Raw genomic sequence first — 18,451 nt, forward strand, 5'->3', positions numbered from 1 at the left:
TTTTCTATTCTGTTTCTTGGTTCTTTTCTTCAACCTTAACTGGAGCTGGTTCATAGGCTCGGATAATTTGAGCGACAACTGGATGGCGAACCACATCCTTGGCTGAAAAATGAACAAAGTCAATTTGGTGAATGTTCTTGAGCTTTTCTTGGGCATCAATCAAACCTGACTTGACGTTCCGTGGTAGGTCAATCTGGCTAATATCTCCATTAACAATCATCTTCGAATTAAAACCTAAACGCGTCAAGAACATCTTCATCTGCATGATGGTCGTATTTTGCGCCTCATCGAGAATGACAAAGGCATCATCCAAGGTCCGTCCACGCATGTAGGCGAGGGGCGCAATCTCAATGATTTCACGCTCCATGAGACGGGTGGTCTGGTCTTTTCCTAAAATCTGATACAAGGCATCATAAACTGGTCGAAGGTAAGGATCCACCTTTTCCTTGAGATCACCCGGAAGAAATCCTAGACTCTCACCTGCTTCCACTGCTGGACGAGTAAGGATAATCCGCTTAACTTGCCCACGTTTAAGGGCAGTTACTGCCAAAGTCACAGCAAGAAAGGTCTTCCCTGTCCCTGCTGGTCCGATTCCAAAGGTCACATCATGCTGTTTGACACTGTCCACATAAAGTTTTTGACCTAAGGTTTTGACACGAATCGGTTTCCCAGTATTGTCCTTGATGATTTCTTCTTCGTAAAGGGCGACAAACTTGTCGATTTCATCGTTTTTGACCATGCTAATAGCCGTCACCACATCTGGCGTCCCAACTGTCATCCCCCGATTTACCAAAACCATCAATGCCTGGATAACCTGACGGGCTTCCTCACATGCAGCTTCTTCTCCCAAAACCTGCACAATCTCCGTACGTGCATGAATCACCACATCAAGCTCTTCTTCCATCAAACGAAGATGGCGCTCATTGGAACCAAAAAGATGAAACAGGTCATCTGGATGACTCAGTTGAATGTCTATTGAATGTTCCTTCAAATAAAGAACCTCTCTAATCCGTTTATTTCTTTTTATTATAGCAAAGAGAACAATAAAATACTAGCCTCATCTCATTGTCTCTAGTGTTCTAAGTATTCTTGCCAGATGGCGTCAAAGTCTCCTAGGTTGAAAGAGAAACTGGCATGTTCCTCCAAAAAGCGACTCACCTCATCAAAATCATCTGTGTGTTTTGGGAAGGCTGACTCTTCAAAAGCGAGGTCTGCCAAGATAGCTTTGGGACTGTTACTTTTAGGATTGCGCTCGGTCATGAGCCAAGTGTAAAATGATTTTCTCAATTCTTTCTCCTATCAAGAGTTTTTTGATGACACTTTTCTGATTCTTGAAAATTACTGGACTTAGCCTTTGATACGTAGTGGTTTATAAAATCTGTTTTAGCATCTGTATAGGCGTCTCGATTGTGTTCAAATTGTTTCCATAAACTTAGTTTTAATTCCTGATACGCTTGGGCAATATCTGGATGCTGGCAGAGATAATCTCTAAAATAAATCTCGTCATGATCTCCCGTCATTCGCAAATGTAAATGAAAAACTTTCTCGACAAATCCCTGCTCTGTATAGCCTTTATTTAGCGAAATCCTGTTAGGACTCTCCGACATCACTAGCCAACCATTCTTCACCAATAAATCCCTAACTCTTGCTAAATCCTCTATTCTACCTACTTCTAGCAGAATATCAACGATATTTTTGGCCCAAATATTAGGGATAGCAGTGCTACCGATATGTTCTATTCTTTTAATAACATTGGCACCCAATATTTTTTTCAGATTTGCTTCTTCTAATTCATACCAGTCTTTCCACTCTGACTTGTGCTCTACTAGAAAAATAGGAAAAAGTTGCCAGAGTTCCTCTAAACTCATTTCTTCAAGTTTCTTTATCATGTCTATAAGACCTAAATCAACTCTGTCCCAAACTGGTCCTGCTTGATTTTGCCAGCCTTCATCAAGCCTCCGAGTGCTTTCTTGAACTGACCTTTAGAAATGCCAAAGGTTGCCTTGATGTCCTCAGGAGATGACTTATCATTCAAGGTCATGAAACCACCATTGCTTTCCAAGTAGGTCAAAATCATCTGGGCATCATTTTCCAACATCTCAAAAGAACGCGGTTTAAGGGAGAGGTTCAGAGTGCGGTCAACCTCGCGGAAACCAATGACACGCGCATCTAACACTTGCCCCAAACGTGGTTCTGCGTAGCGCTCACTTGGGTGAATGAAACCAAGCATGTTATTCTCTGGCAGATAGACAAAGGTTCCTGACAGCTTGAGACGATATACAATGGCTGGCCAGTTTTGGTTCTGCATGTTGTTGTAGGCAGGACGAGCCAGACGTTGGAAGTCTTCTTGATAAGCCAAGAACCCCCAGATACGGTCTTTCTTGTCCACTTCAAGACGGATGTAGAGTTTGTCGCCCTTCTTAGGCCAGAGTTCCTTGAGCTCAGGGAGGATATCGAGTGACACAACGATTTCTTTATCAGGTAGACCGGTATCGACAAAAACACCCAAGTCTTTACGAACTTCTGTTACGGTTCCCCAACCAAATTGGTCCTGAGTGGCAGTCACTTCTAAGGTTGTCAGACGTAGTTTTTGCTTCATATCCGTGTAGGCAAAACCTTTGACCGTATCCCCTACTGTATGTTGACCTTCTTCCTTGGCAAGTGCATAGGTTTGACCATCCTTTTGCACAAAGTAAAAACGGTCATTTTCATCGATGATGAGTCCAACGATAAAACTTGCAAGATTTGTATTCATAGTTCCTTCTTTCGAATAAAACTCAGCCAGCAATGCCAACTGAGTTTTTCTGTTTATTTTTAGACTTCCAAAAGTTCTTTTTCTTTATTGGCAGTCATGTCGTCGATGTGTTTCACAGCATCGTCTGTTACTTTTTGAATATCTTTTTCAAGAGTTTTCAATTCGTCTTCAGTGATTTCTTTTGCTTTTTCTTGTTTCTTGGCTTCGTCCATAGCATCACGACGGATGTTACGAATAGCCACTTTAGCATTTTCACCGACCTTCTTCACTTCTTTAGCAAGGTCACGACGAGTTTCTTCTGTAAGAGCTGGGATAACCAAGCGGATCACAGAGCCGTCATTAGCTGGTGTAATACCAAGATCAGAAGCGTTCAAGGCACGTTCGATGTCTTTCAATGAAGACTTGTCAAATGGCGTTACCAACAAGACACGCGCTTCTGGAATAGTGATAGAAGCGATTTGATTAAGAGGAGTTTCTACTCCATAGTATTCCACATAGACACGGTCCAGCAAGCTTGCGTTGGCACGTCCTGCACGGATACCCCCAAATTCACGAGCAAGTGAGTGGTGAGACTGGGTCATTCTTTCTTTAGCTTTTTCTACAATTGCGTTAGCCATAATCTTTCCTATTCCTTTTCTTCGATATTGTTTGAAACTGTTGTTCCGATATTTTCACCAAATACGACACGTTTAATGTTGCCTGGTTGGTTCATGTTGAAGACCACCAAGTCAATGTCATTATCCATAGAGAGGGTTGAAGCTGTTGAGTCCATGATACGAAGACCTTTGTTGATAACATCACGGTGGGTCAATTCTTCAAACTTAACGGCTGTCTTGTCTTTCTTAGGATCGGCATTGTAAACACCATCGACACCATTTTTAGCCATCAGAATGGCATCTGCTTCGATTTCAGCCGCACGAAGAGCTGCTGTTGTATCTGTTGAGAAGTAAGGTGAACCAATTCCGGCACCAAAGATAACGATACGACCTTTTTCAAGATGGCGAAGGGCACGTCCACGTACGTAAGGTTCTGCAACTTGTTGCATAGAAATAGCTGTTTGCACACGCGTATCGACGCCAACTTGTTGCAATGAATCTGCCATCACAAGAGCATTCATAACAGTCCCAAGCATTCCAGTGTAATCTGCCTGAACACGGTCCATTCCTGCTTCTGCAGCAGGTTCTCCACGCCAGAGATTTCCTCCACCAATAACAAGGGCAATTTCGATCCCTAGACTATGAACTTCTTGAATCTCTTTTGCAATTTTTTGAACTGTTTGGATATCAATCCCTACGCCACGTTCACCAGCAAGGGCTTCACCTGATAACTTGATTAAAATACGATTATACTTGGGGTTCGCCATTTTTACTCTCCTTTTTTCATCCTACCTATTTTATCATAATTTCTAAGATTTTTATAGTATCATGAGCAATTCTTTCAAAAAAATTAGACAGTTAAAAATTCCTCTAAGTCAGCAAGAGCACGCTCTGCAATTTTTTCATAACGATCCTTCTTATCACGGATACGCTCGCCTTCCAACTCCTTGATAATCCCAAAGTTGACATTCATGGGCTGGAAGTGTTTGCTGTCCGCATGGGTGATGTAATGAGCCAGACTGCCAATCGCTGTTGTCTCTGGGAAAATAGCCTCGCTTTCTCCCTTGAAGAGACGAGCAGCATTTATTCCAGCAACCAATCCAGAAGCTGCTGACTCAACATAACCTTCCACACCCGTCATCTGACCAGCAAAGAAAAGGTTTGGTTGTTTCTTAGAACGGTAGGTCTGCTCAAGAAGATTTGGTGAATCCATGTAAGAATTGCGGTGCATAACCCCATAACGGACAAACTCTGCATTTTCAAGACCAGGAATCATTTGGAAAACACGCTTTTGCTCCCCCCATTTGAGATGGGTTTGGAAACCGACGATATTGTAAAGACTACCAGCTGCATTATCCTGACGGAGCTGGACAACAGCATAAGGTGTTTTAAATTCTCCGTCACGAGGGCCTGTGTAATCATCTGGATACTCCAGACCGACTGGCTTCATAGGACCATAAAGCATAGTTTTAATACCACGCTTGGCCATGACTTCGATCGGCATACAACCTTCAAAGTACTTTTCTTTTTCGAAAGAATTGAGCGGTGCTTCTTCCGCATTGACCAAGGCTTCATGGAAATCCATAAACTCTTGCTTGGTCATGGGAGCGTTGAGATAGGCCGCTTCTCCCTTGTCATAACGAGACTTGAGGTAGACCTTATTCATATCAATGGTGTTGACATCGATAATAGGCGCTGCCGCATCATAGAAATAGAAACCATCACCATCATTAAGGGCATGAATTTTTTCAGCTAGAGCATCGCTCGTCAAAGGGCCAGTAGCGACAACTGTAATAACATCTGTTGGTAATTCTGTAATCTCATCACGGACTACTTCAATCAGAGGGTGGTTGGCTACTTTTTCGGTTACCATCTGAGAGAAACCATCTCGGTCCACCGCAAGCGCCCCACCTGCAGGAACACGTGTAGCTTCTGCTGATTCCAATATGACAGAACCTAATCGACGCATTTCTTCCTTGAGGAGCCCAACAGCATTAGTCAGGGCATCGCCACGAAGAGAATTGGAACAAACCAACTCCGCAAAATTGTCTGTTTTGTGCTGAGGTGTTGACTTGACACCACGCATTTCATAGAGTTTAACTGGAATACCACGTTCTGCGATTTGGTAGGCAGCTTCAGACCCCGCTAAACCTGCTCCGATAACATTGATATAAGATTGAGACACGACACTAATACCTCTTTGGGTGGAACATCCGTCCATATCCAAACAAGCCCCTGGATTGTTTGACAACCACAAATCTTTCTAATTTTTCTTTTACTAGTATAACAAAAAAAGGGAAGAAGGCAAACTTCCCTGTTTAGTCATTTTCTTGATTTTCTTCCCAATCGTGGTAGGCAGCGTAGAGCTGGCTTTTATTCCACTGGTAGAGTTTCGCAACTTCCTTAATGGCTTGATTTTTCTTCATTCCTTGCTGGATACGATGTTGGATTTCTAAGAACAAGTCCTCCTCGTCCTTTTCCTCCACATCCTGACTGGCACCTTCAACGATGAGGAGACACTCGCCCTTGAGTGGCGTTTCAACCACGCTTGCCAGCAATTCAGAGATGGTTCCTCTTTGGTATTCTTCATAGATTTTGGTCAATTCCCTGACCAGGACCACCGAGCGGTTACCGTAGACTTCTAGCATATTTTCCAATGTATCTGCCACACGATGGGGCGATTCGTAAAAAATCTGAGTTTCAGGATAGTCTTTTTTTGAGTCGAAAAATTGCTTTTGCTGGCCTGATTTTCTCGGTAAGAAACCATAAAAAATATGTGGTTGTGGCGCCAAACCACTGGCAATCAAGGCAGAAATCCCTGCAGAGGCACCTGGAACTGTGACAACTGCAATCTCTTCTTCGATGGCTGCCTTGACTAAATCATGCCCAGGGTCTGAGATACTGGGCAGACCCGCATCGGAGACCTGAGCAATACTTTGCCCTGCTTTCAGGAAACCAATCAAATCAGGAATTTTTTCCTTGGCATTGTGCTCATGAAAGCTGATTTGCTTGGTCGGAATGTCAAAATGCTTGAGCAAAAGACCAGTATTGCGCGTGTCCTCAGCCGCAATCCAGTCCACCTCTTTCAAGGTCTGGATAGCACGAAAGGTCATGTCATCCAGATTGCCAATCGGCGTTGCCACTAGGTAAAGCTTGCCATAGGGAGATTGCCCCTTAAAACTTTTTTGAATCTGCATGCCTACTCCCTGTATAACAACTCGTCACAGAACATACATTCCTCGTCCTGTTCTCGGCGTTGTCCATAAAAATCATTACAAACGTGAAACCCGTCCTTATAGATTCGACGGACGCTTTCACGAACATGCTTGGCCTTGACGGGAGCATCTGCTTCTACCTCGCCTAAGCGTTCGCGCAACTTACTATTTTCCAAACGAAGAGCTGTATTTTCCTCTACCAAGCTCTTGAGATTTTTCTTAATGGCTTCCACATCGGCCAAGGTCACCAATAACTGTTGGGAAAAATCGTCCAGCGCATCAAATAATTCTTTCTTATCCATAAACCAGCCCTTTCCTTTCTTTATCCTTCATTGAGTTTATATTTCTTTCAAGACCAGATATTCCAAGGCATTTTGAAAGCTGACATTAGCCTGCCACATTTTTCTAGCTTCTAGTAAATCTTGTAAAATCTGTCGAATCCTTGCTTGCAAGAGATCCTGCCCACAGAGCACCTCGAGGATTCGCAAAACCTGATCTTGTTTTTCCTTGTCATCTGCCAAGCTGGCTAATTTCGCCACCTGCAAATAACTCTCTTTTTTCTTAGCTAATAACCAGGTCAGCAGGCGTTCGCTCTCATCCACCAAGGTCCAAAAACTAGCCTGATTGACCAACTTTTCAGCTTCAGCACGTGATTGACAAAACTGGGCTAAGAGAGTTGCTTTTTTCTTGACCAGACCTGTTTGTTCTAATTGATGGATGAGCTTTTCTTCTTGCTTTTTAAAGTTGAAAATCTGGGTCCGACTACGGATTGTTGGCAAGATTTTTTCCTCATCGCTGGTCAAGAAGAAAATGTAAACTTCGCTCTGGGGTTCTTCGATGACCTTGAGCAGAGAGTTAGCTGCGTTGGGATGCATTTTTTCGGCCTGCTCGATAATAAAGACCTGCTGCTGGCTTTCAATCCCTGCTTGGGAAAACTGACCCACCAATTCCCGAATCCGTTCTGTCTTGATGACCTGATTGACTGGCTTGATTAAAGTAACATCGGGAAATTCTTCCTGTTCAATCAGCTTACAGTTTCGGCATTTCTCACATGGTAGAACGCCTACCTTATCCCTACAAAAGAGGCTCTTAGCCAAAAACTGCGCCATTTCCAAGCTTCCAAAGAAACCTGAAAAAAGATAGGCGTGATTGAGCTGGTCTTGTTCTAGGACACGGACAAAGCGGTCAAACTGGTCTGGCTGCCAAGCCTTTAGTTGATCTTGTTTCATTTATCCAAGCCCATTCTGTCAAATAAGACAGCCTTGGTCGTTTCCACAACTTGCTCCAAAGGAAGACTCGCATCAATCTTGACAATGCGATTTCCTTCTTTGTCCAGAAGAGAAAGGTAACCTTGACGAACTTTCTTGTGCAAGTCTAAGCCTTCCAAGTCCAAACGATTGACCTCGCGATCACTATTGGCAGCAATACGAGCCAGCCCTTCTTCCACTTCGATGTCAAAATAAAGTGTCAAGTCGGGTTTGAGGCCATCTGTCGCAAAGTGATTGAGCCAATCAATGGCATCAATATCCAAGCCACGGCCAAATCCCTGATAAGCAACGGAACTATCGATGAAGCGGTCCATAATGACCAACTTACCAGCTTCAAGAGCAGGCAGAACTTTTTCCACCAAGTGCTGTCTGCGACTGGCGATATAGAGAAGAAGCTCTGTTTTAGGATCCATCTGAGTATGGCTGGGGTCCAAAATCACTTGACGAATCTTCTCCCCAATCAAGACTCCACCTGGCTCACGGGTCGTCAGTACCTCTACTCCTTTTTCCTCTAAAATGGGGAGTAGAGCCTCTAAAACACTGGTCTTTCCTGCTCCCTCTGGTCCCTCAAGAGAGACTAAAAATCCTTTTGACATGTCTAACTCATTTCTTTTTTTCTACCTTCTATTCTATCAAAAAAATAGGTTTTTGTGACAATCTTTTTACGCCTTCTCTATTCAATCGACCATAAAAGAGGCTGGAAGTCATCCAACCTCTTATTTACCTAGTTCTTGTGTTCGTTTATAAGCTTGATGAACTGCGTCCATGACGGTACCTCTAAAGGCATGTTCTTCCAGACTTGCTACACCCGCGATAGTCGAACCTCCTGGGCTGCAAACTTGGTCTTTCAAAACTCCAGGATGTTGCTGGCTTTCCAGAACCATTTGTCCAGCGCCGACTACTGTTTGGGCTGCCATTTTCAAGGCCCTTTCTCGGGGCAATCCTGTCTGAACACCTGCATCTGCCAAAGCTTCGATAAAGAGGTAGACAAAGGCAGGACCACAACCAGCAAGCCCTGTCGCAGCATCGATTAAGCCATCCCCAAGTTCAACTAAGAGGCCAGCCTTGGCTAAAAGCTGACAAAAGAGTTCCCTGTCCTCAGCACGACAGTTTGCTGACATGGCATAACTAATCACTCCTTGGCCAATAGCCACTGGAGTATTGGGCATGATGCGAATGATTCGGTGTTGACTTGGGATAAGACTAGCTAGTTTTTCCAAGGTCAATCCAGCCGCCATGGAAATCAAAAGAAGACTCTCTCGTTTTTCAAGGATGGTCTGGTATTGAGAAAGCAAGTCTGAGAACTGAGCAGGCTTAACACCTAGAAAAATCACATCTGCTTCTGCAAAAATTTCTTCATTGCTGGAAGCCTGACCGCCGAAGTTGGCGATAAAAGCATCTACTTTCGCTTGACTACGATTGGCAAGGAGAAGGTCATCACCCGTCTTGGCCTGCCAGACAGCCTTGGCCAAGCTAGCTCCCATATTCCCCAAGCCGATAAATCCAATCTTCATCTCTTACTCCCTTATCTGTCCGTCACCAGTAACCACATACTTGTAGCTAGTTAATTCCTTCAAGCCCATTGGACCACGCGCGTGCAGTTTCTGAGTCGAAATCCCCATTTCACATCCAAGACCAAACTGGCCACCATCAGTGAAACGCGTTGAAGCATTGACATAAACCGCTGCAGAGTCTACTTGATTTGTAAAGTAAGCCGCAGCTTCAGCATTTTCTGTCACAATGGCATCCGAATGATGGGTGCTGTGGGCTTCAATATGCGCAACCGCTTCTTCTAAACTGCTCACAACCTTAACAGCTAGGACATAGTCCAAAAACTCGGTGTCAAAGTCTTGGGCCTCAGCTGCTTGACCTGAAAGAAAGTGACTTGCTTTGCTATCCAAACGGAATTGAATCGGTTCCAGCCCAGCTTCTTTCCGACTTGTAACCAGAACTTGCTCCAAACGAGGAAGGAAGCTTGCTGCCTTGTCTTCATGAACCAGCAGAACCTCCATAGCATTGCAGACAGAAGGACGACTGGTTTTAGCATTGTTGATGATGGCTAGAGCCTTGTCTTCGTCTGCATCCTTATCTACATAGACATGGACAATCCCAGTTCCTGTCTCAATAACAGGCACGATAGCATTTTCAACCACGGCATTGATCAAACCAGCTCCTCCTCGAGGAATGAGAAGGTCTAGATAGCCCTTGGCCTTCATCATAGCATAGCTACTTTCTCGACTGGTATCTTCTACTAGTTGAATCACATCTGGGTGAATAGTAGTCGTCTCCAAGCCCTTCTTCAAGGCTGTGACAATAGCATGGGCAGTTTGATAGGCATCTTTACCACTACGAAGAACGACCGCATTTCCACTCTTAAGAGCCAAGGCAGCCGCGTCAGACGTCACATTTGGACGACTTTCGTAGATAATCCCAATAACCCCCATGGCCACACGTTTCTTGGTAATAACCAAGCCATTTTCAAGCTGACTTGTTTCTAGGACCTCACCAATAGGATCTGGTAAAGCAACCACTTCACGAATCCCTCTTGCCATCGCTTCTATACGTCCCGCATCCAAATAAAGACGATCCAGCATGACATCTGAGATCTTCCCTTTGGCTGCTGCCATATCGAGGGCATTGGCCTCTAAAATCTCCTCAGTAGCTGCCAATAAATAATCAGCCATAGCTAGCAAGGCTTGGTTTTTCACTGCTTCACTGGCAGTATTGATTGATTTCTTAACAGCCTGTACCTGTTCGAATTGTTCTTGTGTACTTACCATCGTTCACCTCTAAAATTCTGTAAAGAGCAGCTGGATTTCAGGAGTGATGGAAATCCAGTCATCACGGTGAATCAAGACTCCCTTAGCTTTTTGAGAACGGAGCATATCTTCTAGGGCTGAGACACCAAATTGGACACGTCCCTTTCCAAGAGATTGACCTGTTTCTTTATCTGCTACTGTTACAATATCGTGGTAAGAGAAGTTTCCTTCCACTTCTACCACACCCGATAAAAGGAGACTTTTCCCGTTTTTTGAAAGTGCCTCTGCAGCTCCACCATCTACCCAAATCGTTCCCTGACTTTGAGCATAGAAGGCTAGCCATTGTTTCTGAGTACGAAGGCCTTTCTCTTGCGCAACAAAGAAGGAACCATCCTTGGTCTCTTCCGCCGCCTCAATCAGAGCATCTGATTTCAGGGACGAGCAGATATAGACTGGCACCCCCGACTCCGTCGCGATCGTAGCCGCCTTGATCTTAGTCAACATCCCACCTGTACCATTAGACGAACCTGCTCCACCAGCCATATCAATAATCTCACGATTGATAGTCTCGATTTTCTCAAGACGTTTAGCTCTTGGATCTGAGTTGGGATTTCCAGTATAGAGACCGTCTACATCCGTCAAGAGAACCAAAAGGTCTGCTTGCACCATAGCCGCTACCTGAGCACTCAGAGTATCATTGTCCCCCACCTTGAGCTCATCAATAACGACACTATCATTCTCGTTGATGATAGGAATGGCACCACGATGAAGCAATACAGACAAAGCCTGATGGGCATTCTTATAACGACGTTTATCTACAAAATCATCCTGAGTCAGCAAGATTTGCGCAGAGACGATTTGACGCATGAGGAGGTTGGTTGTGTATTCTTCTAGGAGCAAACCTTGTCCTACTGCAGCTGAAGCCTGCTTATCTGCAATCTTGGTCGGCCGTTTTTTAAAACCTAAAGCACCAAAGCCTGCCGCTACTGCCCCAGATGACACCAAAATCAACTCATGTCCAGCTTCATGCAACATAGCCAATTGCTGGGTAATTGCCTTTACTTTACTTCTTGATAAACTCCCGTCTTCATTTGTCAAGGACGAAGTCCCTACCTTAAAGACGATTCGTTTGTACTTCATATTCTCACTCCGATTCTTCATATTTATCCATTATAACATGAATACTTTAAAATGGAAAAGACTTGAAATGAAAAAGGTTGAGACAAGGCATCTCAACTCTTTTATCTATTCTCAGTTTTACGCAATCTTTCCAGCGTTTCTTTAAAAATCTCTGGAATATCTGCTGTGAACTCCAAGGTTTCACCTGTTCTCGGATGAGTAAAGCCTAGAGTCTTAGCATGGAGAAATTGCCCATGTCCCTTCAGTGTCTTACGAGGACCATAGACTTCATCACCAGCGACTGGATGGCCAATATAAGCCATATGAACACGGATTTGGTGAGTACGCCCTGTTTCCAGTTGCAACTCTAGCAAACTATAATCTCCAAAGCGTTCCAAGACTTGAAAACAAGTCACTGCTGGCTTCCCTTTAGCAGTCACTGCCTGTTTCTTACGATCTTTTTCACTACGACCAATCGGAGCTTCAATCACACCACGATCATTGGGAAGATTGCCATGAACAATCGCCCAGTATTTGCGGAGAGACTTCTTATCCTTGAGTTCTTGAGCGAGTGCTAAGTGGGCCTCATCATTCTTAGCAATCATAAGGAGACCAGACGTGTCCTTGTCTATGCGGTGAACGATGCCTGGGCGGAGAACCCCATTAATACCTGACAGGTCCTTGATATGGTACATGAGAGCATTGACCAAGGTTCCACTGGTATGACCTGCGCTGGGATGAACCACCATCCCTTGAGGTTTGTTAACAACGGCCACATCCTCATCTTGGTAGATAATCTCGAGCGGAAGATTCTCAGCTACATACTCCAAAACCTCCGGTTCTGGCACATGGTAGGTGACGATATCCCCCTCTTGGACAGTGTATTTAGCTTTCTTGACTTGACCATTGACCAAAACTTGTCCTGCTTTGATTTGTTCATTAGCGAGACTGCGTGACAATTCTGTCAGGTCCGACAGGGCCTTGTCTAAACGCACCCCACCTCTTTCAATTTTTATTTCCATTTACTTCCTCTTTAAGCATTGCAATCAATAAAACGATCACGCCAACTGTCAAATAGCTGTCAGCCACATTGAAAATCGCAAAGTTGATAAAGTCTAGGTGAAACATATCCACCACAAAACCTTGACTCATTCTGTCGATAAAGTTGCCAAGACCTCCCGCGATTATCAAAGTCAGTCCAAAAACCATCCAGAGAGAATCCTCCATGTGCTTATGTAGATACCATATGGCACCTGCCATGACAAGCAAGGTTATGATGGCAAAAAACCACTGCTGGTCTTGTAACATAGAGAAGGCTGCCCCTCTATTCTGCAGGTAGGTCAAGCTAACAAGATTGGGTATCCAAGACCGGACCTCTCCCAAAGGTATCTGTTGGACGACATAGGCTTTAACCCACTGATCCAGTGCAATTAAGAGCAGTACAATCACTGCCACTATTCCTCTTTTTTTCATGATTTCCTCTTCTGATCAAAATATTCTTGCATAACCTCAACGAAGAGTGTCCCAGCTTGACTAAGCTCAACTTCTTCCCGTTTGACATAAACCATGCGGTTATCTAAATTATCCTTGAGACGAATAACTGTAATGCCATTAACACTGTCACTATCCAAAAATCCAGACCCAGTAGCATAAGCATCCGTTCGCTCTAAAATACCGTTTAAGGTAGCACGGTCCGTCACATTGAACATCTGGGAGCTAGCACTGGTATCAACAAAGTTCTCTGAATAGTAAAGATACTCGTCCTTTTCTTGAGTGAAACGAACTGTTGGTAAGTCAGCTAAATCCTCCATGACCAGTTCTTCTTTTTCCGCCAAAGGATGCCCTTCACGCAGATAGATGTGGGTATGAAAAGGAATCAGATCAATGACTTCGAGACCTAACTTTTCAACTCGTTGTAGAATTCCCTTTTGATTTTGATTGTTGAGGTAGATAATCCCAATCTCACTGTGCCCCTGAGCTACTTCATCTAAGATTTGAACTGTAGTAGACTCAAAAATACGGAAATTCTTGTAGTCAGGATAGCGCTCTGAAAAAGCCGTAATGGTTGGTGGCAAGAAGTCATAGTGCTGGCTAGCAATAGAGAATTCATCTTTTTCTTCCTCAGGATTGGCATATTGATTTTGAAAAACATCAAAGCCTTTAACTAACTCCTGCGCTTTCTCATAAAATTCCATACCACGACGGGTCAAGAAAGTCCCCGAACTTGTCCGACGGAAAATCTTAAACCCCAGCTCTTTTTCCAAATCGCGTACAGAAATAGACAGACTAGGCTGACTGACATACATCTTTTCAGCAGCTTCACGAAAAGTACCACTGTTGGCAATGGCCACAACATAGCGTAATTGTTGAATGTTCATCTTCTACCCCCAACTTCTCTATCTGTTCATTATACCATAATTCAGAAGTTTTCCACAAAGGAAAAAGAATATCCATGATAAAATCCAACTACACAAGACTTAAAAAATATGGGTATCAGCGTGGGTACCAAAATAAAAAAATAGGCTTTCCGAAAACTCGGAAAGCCTTATTTAATGCTACTTCTAGCTTCCTCGCCTTTTCATTTCAAGGCTCGGGATAAAAAGGTTCACTGGACCTTTTTATTTTGCGATTGGGTAAACAGAAACTTGTTTCTTATCGCGACCTTTACGTTCAAAGCGTACTACGCCTTCAACTTTAGCGAACAAAGTATCGTCTCCACCACGTCCAACGTTTACACCTGGATAGATGTGTGTACCACGTTGACGGTAAAGGATTGATCCACCTGTTACAGTTTGTCCGTCAGCTGCTTTAGCTCCAAGACGTTTCGCTTGTGAATCACGTCCGTTTGATGTAGAACCTCCACCCTTTTTGTGGGCGAAAAGTTGCAAGTTGTTAAGAGTCATTTTTAACATAATGTTTTCCTCCGTGTTAGTTTTCTGTGATAACTCTGGTTTGGACGAACTCAGATGAGTCCTCCGATAAGTTTGCCATACCCAAGAAAAATGATTCGAAGAATAACTGCGTCATTTCTCTCTGGTGAGAAGGAAGATCTTTTGGTATTTCCACCATCAGATAGCCACCTTCATCTTCGTTTAATTCTAGGATTGGTTCATAGCCTGCAAATTTCTCAATAGAATTGATAAAGTTAATGGCAAGCGTAGAAACCGATGCACACACGACATCTAAGCCGTATTCGCCACTCTCGGCGTGTCCAGTAATTTCCGCACTCCTCAGCTCGCCATCTTCGGCTCTCTCAAAGACTGCCTGTATCATGTGTTCTCCTTAAAATTAAGCGTTGATTGCGTTGATGACAACTTTTGTATATGGTTGACGGTGACCTTGTTTACGGTGGCTACCTTTTTTAGGTTTGTACTTGTAAGTAACAACTTTCTTTTGTTTTCCTTGTTTTTCAACAGTTCCAACTACAGTAGCTCCAGCAACAAGTGGAGTTCCGACAACAGTGTTTTCACCACCAACAAGAACAACTTCGTTAAAAGTAACTTCTTGACCAGCTTCAACGTTCAATTTTTCAACGTAAACTGCTTGACCAACTTCAACTTTAACTTGTTTTCCGCCAGTTTTGATAATTGCGTATGTGCTCATTATGCACCTCCTATGATTTTTAGGGTTTCCCCGTATTTTGTGAAGACTCGCCTAGCATCGTGGGACGAACCACTTAGTATATGAGCTCTATGTATAACAAAGTTTAAACTTCGTATACGACAAGCAACGATGTTCGTGCGGTTGCACAGGACTGTGCATAGTCAACTCTTCAAGTATAGCATATCTTCTTTTTTCTTACAAGCGAAATCAATCAAAATTAAGCTTTTTCTTTCCTTTTTTCCTCCAAGAAGCAAAAACCATACTAAGGTAAAAGATGCTCATCATCACTGGAACACCTAGAATCGTCTTTTCATGATAGAAAATCGTCAAGTAAGCTGAAAAGACAACTCCAAGAACAAAGCTGGTAAGTAGGCTAACGAAAATCAAGGCTTCTCGCAGGAAGGGCGTATGCTTGGTTCGGAAATAATCCCCAAAAGCCAACATGGTTCGTTTAATATTCCCAGTCATAAAAGCATTATTATAGGCAATCCCTGACACTTCTCCAAAGGCTGTTGTCACCAATCCCATACAAAAAGCTAAAGGTGGGACTAAGTAGATATTGTCAACTGACAAGGGAACAAAGCCAATGATTATGGATAAGACCGCGAGTGGAATCAAGGACAAAATCGGCTTTTTTACTATTCGGAGTTTTTCTTTATACAATGTCAGTAAAAAGACCCCCATCATAAAGGAAAGCAAGGTCATTACTTTAGCACTGGCATCCGAGACATTCTGTTGAATGAGTCCTACAGAAAGAAAAACCACATTCCCAGTTTGACCTGCTACAAGTGTATTCCCTCGAACGATGAAGGTATAGGCATCGACATATCCTGCACAAAAGGTCAAAAAAAGCGCTAGTCTTTTAGACTGACGAGATATTTTTCTTATTGGTAATAATCTCATTATCTCTCCCATTTCAGTTTCATTTACTCATTTCAATATTGTACCACTTTCTTTGAGAAAAGCGTAGTCCATTTGAAAATTTTTACCATCTGTTGGATAGTCCTTCTTTTCTATGTTATAATGAAGGAAGGATTTAAAGTCGGAAAAGGAGTATCTATGTTTAAACTAGGTGTCATCGGAACAGGCGCTATCAGCCATCACTTCATAGAAGCAGCCCATGCCAGTGGCCAATACCAGCTGGTCGCTGTCTACTCTAGAAAACTAGAAACTGCCGCAACCTTTGCTTCTCGATATCAAGATATCCAGCTCTTTGATCAATTAGAGGGCTTCTTCAAGAGCTCCTTTGATGTAGTTTATATCGCCAGCCCAAACTCCTTGCATTTTGTTCAAGCCAAGGCTGCCTTGTCTTATGGCAAGCATGTCATTCTTGAAAAGCCAGCTGTCACTCAGCCACATGAATGGCTGGATTTGAGACAGACAGCTGAGAAAAATCACTGTTTTATCTTTGAAGCGGCTCGTAATTACCACGAAGAAGCTTTTACCACTATCAAAAACTTTTTAGCAGACAAGCAAGTGCTGGGAGCAGATTTCAACTATGCCAAGTATTCTTCCAAGATGCCTGACTTGTTAGCAGGACAGACTCCCAATGTCTTTTCAGACCGTTTTGCTGGCGGTGCCCTTATGGACTTGGGGATTTATCCTCTCTATGCTGCTATTCGCCTTTTTGGAAAGGCTCAAGACGCGACTTATCAAGCTCAACAGCTTGACAATAGCATTGACCTAAATGGAGATGGTATCCTCTTCTACCCAGACTATCAAGTTCATATCAAGGCTGGGAAAAACATCACTTCCAATCTTCCTTGCGAGATTTATACAGCAGATGGAACCTTGACCCTCAACACGATTGAGCATATCCGTTCAGCTATTTTTACCAACCACCGAGGAAATCAAGTTCAGCTCCCTATCCAACAGGCTTCTCATACGATGACTGAGGAAGTTGCTGCGTTTGCACAGATGATCCAGCAACCAGATCAGACACTTTACCAGAACTGGCTGGATGATGCAAGTTCTGTTCATGACCTATTATATACCATGCGCCAGTCTGCTGGCATTAGATTTGAGGCAGAAAAATGAAAACTAAACTACCGACTGAATGGCAAGAACTGAGCGACCAGCTCGGTTTCCAAGAATTCACTCCCATTCAAACTCAACTATTTGAGCCTATACTTGCTGGAGAAAACCTCCTAGGAGTAAGTCCGACAGGAACTGGTAAGACCCTAGCTTACCTCCTGCCAAGTCTTCTAAGGCTAAAAAAGAAAAAATCTCAGCAGCTCTTGATTCTAGCACCAAATACCGAACTGGCTGGACAGATTTTTGATGTATGTAAAACGTGGGCAGAAGCCATCGGTTTGACTGCTCAGCTCTTCCTATCAGGTTCCAGTCAGAAACGCCAGATTGAACGCCTAAAAAAAGGACCAGAAATTCTGATTGGAACTCCTGGCCGTATCTTTGAATTGATTAAATTGAAAAAAATCAAGATGATGAATGTGGAATCCATCATCCTGGATGAATTTGACCAATTGCTCGATGATTCTCAGATTCACTTTGTCGAGAAAATTACCCACTACGCACCTCGTGACCACCAACTCATCTACATGAGTGCGACGACCAAGTTTGACCAAGAAAAAATTGCTCCAAACACACGCACCATTGATCTTTCTGACCAAAAACTGGACAACATTCAGCATTTCTACATGCAAGTAGACCAACGTCATCGAGTGGATATGCTACGAAAGCTAGCTCATGTTGAGGATTTCCGTGGTCTAGTCTTCTTTAACAGCCTATCAGACCTTGGAAGCGCTGAGGAAAAACTACAGTATCGGGATATCTTGGCTGTTTCCCTCGCTAGTGACGTCAATGTTAAGTTTAGAAAAGTCATTTTAGAGAAATTCAAGGACAAACAACTAACCCTGCTCCTTGCAACTGACCTTCTGGCACGTGGGATTGATATTGATAGTCTAGAATGTGTCGTAAACTTTGATATTCCTAGAGACATCGAAACTTACACTCACCGCGCTGGCCGTACAGGTCGCATGGGCAAAGAGGGCTATGTGATCACTCTCGTAACCCATCCTGAAGAGCTTAAAAAACTCAAGAAGTTTGCTACAGTTCGAGAAATTGTCCTAAAAAACCAAGAACTCTATATCAAATAAGGTTGGCTCACACCAACCTT

At 43.4% G+C, this 18,451-nt stretch carries 23 protein-coding genes and 1 other annotated feature; of the genes, 2 read left to right on the forward strand and 21 right to left on the reverse strand.

Going from position 1 to position 18,451, the window contains the following annotated elements; all coding sequences use genetic code 11:
• Positions 1-4: 4 nt before the first annotated feature.
• From SNAG_RS06280 to SNAG_RS06380, 21 genes are all read right to left on the reverse strand, one after another.
• A complete protein-coding gene (locus SNAG_RS06280) occupies positions 5-991 on the reverse strand; it encodes a PhoH family protein (RefSeq protein ID WP_049550008.1) in 987 nt (328 codons plus the stop codon).
• A gap of 80 nt (positions 992-1,071) precedes the next feature.
• A complete protein-coding gene (locus SNAG_RS06285) occupies positions 1,072-1,287 on the reverse strand; it encodes a YozE family protein (protein ID WP_001232084.1) in 216 nt (71 codons plus the stop codon).
• A complete protein-coding gene (locus SNAG_RS06290; protein ID WP_096407608.1) occupies positions 1,284-1,889 on the reverse strand; it encodes a GrpB family protein in 606 nt (201 codons plus the stop codon). Before SNAG_RS06290 ends, SNAG_RS06285 begins: the two co-directional genes overlap by 4 nt.
• 11 nt (positions 1,890-1,900) lie before the next feature.
• Positions 1,901-2,755 (reverse strand): RNA-binding virulence regulatory protein CvfB, encoded by an 855-nt coding sequence (cvfB, locus tag SNAG_RS06295; RefSeq protein ID WP_096407610.1) that lies wholly within the window; start codon positions 2,753-2,755, stop codon positions 1,901-1,903.
• 59 nt (positions 2,756-2,814) lie between these two features.
• Positions 2,815-3,372, reverse strand: coding sequence for a ribosome recycling factor (frr, locus tag SNAG_RS06300; protein WP_096407613.1), 558 nt, complete (start codon positions 3,370-3,372; stop codon positions 2,815-2,817).
• 8 nt (positions 3,373-3,380) lie between these two features.
• Entirely contained in the window at positions 3,381-4,118 is a 738-nt protein-coding gene (gene pyrH, locus SNAG_RS06305; protein ID WP_096407615.1) for a UMP kinase, read from the reverse strand.
• A gap of 83 nt (positions 4,119-4,201) precedes the next feature.
• A complete protein-coding gene (gene trmFO / locus SNAG_RS06310; protein WP_172842395.1) occupies positions 4,202-5,536 on the reverse strand; it encodes a methylenetetrahydrofolate--tRNA-(uracil(54)-C(5))-methyltransferase (FADH(2)-oxidizing) TrmFO in 1,335 nt (444 codons plus the stop codon).
• A gap of 133 nt (positions 5,537-5,669) precedes the next feature.
• The gene (gene rsmI, locus SNAG_RS06315) at positions 5,670-6,548 is read right to left on the reverse strand and encodes a 16S rRNA (cytidine(1402)-2'-O)-methyltransferase (protein ID WP_096407620.1); all 879 of its coding nucleotides are present in this window, start codon (positions 6,546-6,548) and stop codon (positions 5,670-5,672) included.
• Positions 6,549-6,550: 2 nt separating this feature from the next.
• Positions 6,551-6,868 carry a DNA replication initiation control protein YabA gene (gene yabA / locus SNAG_RS06320; RefSeq protein WP_000358227.1) on the reverse strand — a complete coding sequence of 106 codons (318 nt, stop codon included), beginning with the start codon at positions 6,866-6,868 and terminating at the stop codon, positions 6,551-6,553.
• Positions 6,869-6,904: 36 nt separating this feature from the next.
• Positions 6,905-7,795 (reverse strand): DNA polymerase III subunit delta', encoded by an 891-nt coding sequence (locus SNAG_RS06325; RefSeq protein WP_096407623.1) that lies wholly within the window; start codon positions 7,793-7,795, stop codon positions 6,905-6,907.
• Positions 7,792-8,430: a dTMP kinase gene (tmk, locus tag SNAG_RS06330; protein WP_096407625.1), complete on the reverse strand. Its 639-nt coding sequence runs from the start codon at positions 8,428-8,430 to the stop codon at positions 7,792-7,794. Before tmk ends, SNAG_RS06325 begins: the two co-directional genes overlap by 4 nt.
• 120 nt (positions 8,431-8,550) lie before the next feature.
• A complete protein-coding gene (gene proC / locus SNAG_RS06335; protein WP_096407628.1) occupies positions 8,551-9,348 on the reverse strand; it encodes a pyrroline-5-carboxylate reductase in 798 nt (265 codons plus the stop codon).
• A 3-nt stretch (positions 9,349-9,351) separates the two neighbouring features.
• The gene (locus SNAG_RS06340; RefSeq protein WP_096407631.1) at positions 9,352-10,614 is read right to left on the reverse strand and encodes a glutamate-5-semialdehyde dehydrogenase; all 1,263 of its coding nucleotides are present in this window, start codon (positions 10,612-10,614) and stop codon (positions 9,352-9,354) included.
• A gap of 9 nt (positions 10,615-10,623) precedes the next feature.
• Positions 10,624-11,733 (reverse strand): glutamate 5-kinase, encoded by a 1,110-nt coding sequence (proB, locus tag SNAG_RS06345; protein ID WP_231906659.1) that lies wholly within the window; start codon positions 11,731-11,733, stop codon positions 10,624-10,626.
• 101 nt (positions 11,734-11,834) lie between these two features.
• Positions 11,835-12,734 carry an RluA family pseudouridine synthase gene (locus SNAG_RS06350; RefSeq protein WP_096407636.1) on the reverse strand — a complete coding sequence of 300 codons (900 nt, stop codon included), beginning with the start codon at positions 12,732-12,734 and terminating at the stop codon, positions 11,835-11,837.
• Positions 12,718-13,185 carry a signal peptidase II gene (gene lspA, locus SNAG_RS06355; protein WP_096407638.1) on the reverse strand — a complete coding sequence of 156 codons (468 nt, stop codon included), beginning with the start codon at positions 13,183-13,185 and terminating at the stop codon, positions 12,718-12,720. Before lspA ends, SNAG_RS06350 begins: the two co-directional genes overlap by 17 nt.
• Positions 13,182-14,090 carry a LysR family transcriptional regulator gene (locus tag SNAG_RS06360; protein ID WP_001025720.1) on the reverse strand — a complete coding sequence of 303 codons (909 nt, stop codon included), beginning with the start codon at positions 14,088-14,090 and terminating at the stop codon, positions 13,182-13,184. Before SNAG_RS06360 ends, lspA begins: the two co-directional genes overlap by 4 nt.
• Positions 14,091-14,330: 240 nt before the next feature.
• Positions 14,331-14,624: a 50S ribosomal protein L27 gene (rpmA, locus tag SNAG_RS06365; protein ID WP_000916509.1), complete on the reverse strand. Its 294-nt coding sequence runs from the start codon at positions 14,622-14,624 to the stop codon at positions 14,331-14,333.
• Positions 14,625-14,640: 16 nt separating this feature from the next.
• The gene (locus SNAG_RS06370) at positions 14,641-14,985 is read right to left on the reverse strand and encodes a ribosomal-processing cysteine protease Prp (protein ID WP_000613698.1); all 345 of its coding nucleotides are present in this window, start codon (positions 14,983-14,985) and stop codon (positions 14,641-14,643) included.
• 15 nt (positions 14,986-15,000) lie between these two features.
• Entirely contained in the window at positions 15,001-15,315 is a 315-nt protein-coding gene (gene rplU, locus SNAG_RS06375) for a 50S ribosomal protein L21 (protein ID WP_000109141.1), read from the reverse strand.
• Between the two features lie 33 nt (positions 15,316-15,348).
• Positions 15,349-15,468: a sequence feature (ribosomal protein L21 leader region), on the reverse strand.
• 54 nt (positions 15,469-15,522) lie between these two features.
• On the reverse strand, positions 15,523-16,218 hold the full coding sequence (locus tag SNAG_RS06380; RefSeq protein ID WP_172842396.1) for a YoaK family protein: 696 nt from the start codon (positions 16,216-16,218) through the stop codon (positions 15,523-15,525).
• 156 nt (positions 16,219-16,374) lie between these two features.
• Between SNAG_RS06380 and SNAG_RS06385 the strand changes: the two genes are divergently transcribed.
• Both SNAG_RS06385 and SNAG_RS06390 read left to right on the forward strand, forming a co-directional pair.
• Positions 16,375-17,352 carry a Gfo/Idh/MocA family protein gene (locus SNAG_RS06385; RefSeq protein ID WP_096407643.1) on the forward strand — a complete coding sequence of 326 codons (978 nt, stop codon included), beginning with the start codon at positions 16,375-16,377 and terminating at the stop codon, positions 17,350-17,352.
• The gene (locus SNAG_RS06390) at positions 17,349-18,431 is read left to right on the forward strand and encodes a DEAD/DEAH box helicase (protein ID WP_096407646.1); all 1,083 of its coding nucleotides are present in this window, start codon (positions 17,349-17,351) and stop codon (positions 18,429-18,431) included. The genes SNAG_RS06385 and SNAG_RS06390 overlap by 4 nt, the downstream gene beginning before the upstream one ends.
• The last annotated feature ends 20 nt before the right edge of the window (positions 18,432-18,451 follow it).

It is taken from the genome of Streptococcus sp. NPS 308, from assembly GCF_002355895.1.
Classification (GTDB): Bacteria; Bacillota; Bacilli; order Lactobacillales; family Streptococcaceae; genus Streptococcus.

What these genes read in the sequence shown, in the direction of transcription:
- SNAG_RS06290 (WP_096407608.1), bottom strand. Translation starts at nt 1,889, where the DNA reads ATGATAAAGAAACTTGAAGAAATGAGTTTAGAGGAACTCTGGCAACTT.
- cvfB (WP_096407610.1), bottom strand. Translation starts at nt 2,755, where the DNA reads ATGAATACAAATCTTGCAAGTTTTATCGTTGGACTCATCATCGATGAA.
- frr (WP_096407613.1), bottom strand. Translation starts at nt 3,372, where the DNA reads ATGGCTAACGCAATTGTAGAAAAAGCTAAAGAAAGAATGACCCAGTCT.
- pyrH (WP_096407615.1), bottom strand. Translation starts at nt 4,118, where the DNA reads ATGGCGAACCCCAAGTATAATCGTATTTTAATCAAGTTATCAGGTGAA.
- rsmI (WP_096407620.1), bottom strand. Translation starts at nt 6,548, where the DNA reads ATGCAGATTCAAAAAAGTTTTAAGGGGCAATCTCCCTATGGCAAGCTT.
- yabA (WP_000358227.1), bottom strand. Translation starts at nt 6,868, where the DNA reads ATGGATAAGAAAGAATTATTTGATGCGCTGGACGATTTTTCCCAACAG.
- SNAG_RS06325 (WP_096407623.1), bottom strand. Translation starts at nt 7,795, where the DNA reads ATGAAACAAGATCAACTAAAGGCTTGGCAGCCAGACCAGTTTGACCGC.
- tmk (WP_096407625.1), bottom strand. Translation starts at nt 8,430, where the DNA reads ATGTCAAAAGGATTTTTAGTCTCTCTTGAGGGACCAGAGGGAGCAGGA.
- proC (WP_096407628.1), bottom strand. Translation starts at nt 9,348, where the DNA reads ATGAAGATTGGATTTATCGGCTTGGGGAATATGGGAGCTAGCTTGGCC.
- SNAG_RS06340 (WP_096407631.1), bottom strand. Translation starts at nt 10,614, where the DNA reads ATGGTAAGTACACAAGAACAATTCGAACAGGTACAGGCTGTTAAGAAA.
- proB (WP_231906659.1), bottom strand. Translation starts at nt 11,733, where the DNA reads ATGAAGTACAAACGAATCGTCTTTAAGGTAGGGACTTCGTCCTTGACA.
- SNAG_RS06350 (WP_096407636.1), bottom strand. Translation starts at nt 12,734, where the DNA reads ATGGAAATAAAAATTGAAAGAGGTGGGGTGCGTTTAGACAAGGCCCTG.
- lspA (WP_096407638.1), bottom strand. Translation starts at nt 13,185, where the DNA reads ATGAAAAAAAGAGGAATAGTGGCAGTGATTGTACTGCTCTTAATTGCA.
- SNAG_RS06360 (WP_001025720.1), bottom strand. Translation starts at nt 14,090, where the DNA reads ATGAACATTCAACAATTACGCTATGTTGTGGCCATTGCCAACAGTGGT.
- rpmA (WP_000916509.1), bottom strand. Translation starts at nt 14,624, where the DNA reads ATGTTAAAAATGACTCTTAACAACTTGCAACTTTTCGCCCACAAAAAG.
- SNAG_RS06370 (WP_000613698.1), bottom strand. Translation starts at nt 14,985, where the DNA reads ATGATACAGGCAGTCTTTGAGAGAGCCGAAGATGGCGAGCTGAGGAGT.
- rplU (WP_000109141.1), bottom strand. Translation starts at nt 15,315, where the DNA reads ATGAGCACATACGCAATTATCAAAACTGGCGGAAAACAAGTTAAAGTT.
- SNAG_RS06380 (WP_172842396.1), bottom strand. Translation starts at nt 16,218, where the DNA reads ATGAGATTATTACCAATAAGAAAAATATCTCGTCAGTCTAAAAGACTA.
- SNAG_RS06385 (WP_096407643.1), top strand. Translation starts at nt 16,375, where the DNA reads ATGTTTAAACTAGGTGTCATCGGAACAGGCGCTATCAGCCATCACTTC.
- SNAG_RS06390 (WP_096407646.1), top strand. Translation starts at nt 17,349, where the DNA reads ATGAAAACTAAACTACCGACTGAATGGCAAGAACTGAGCGACCAGCTC.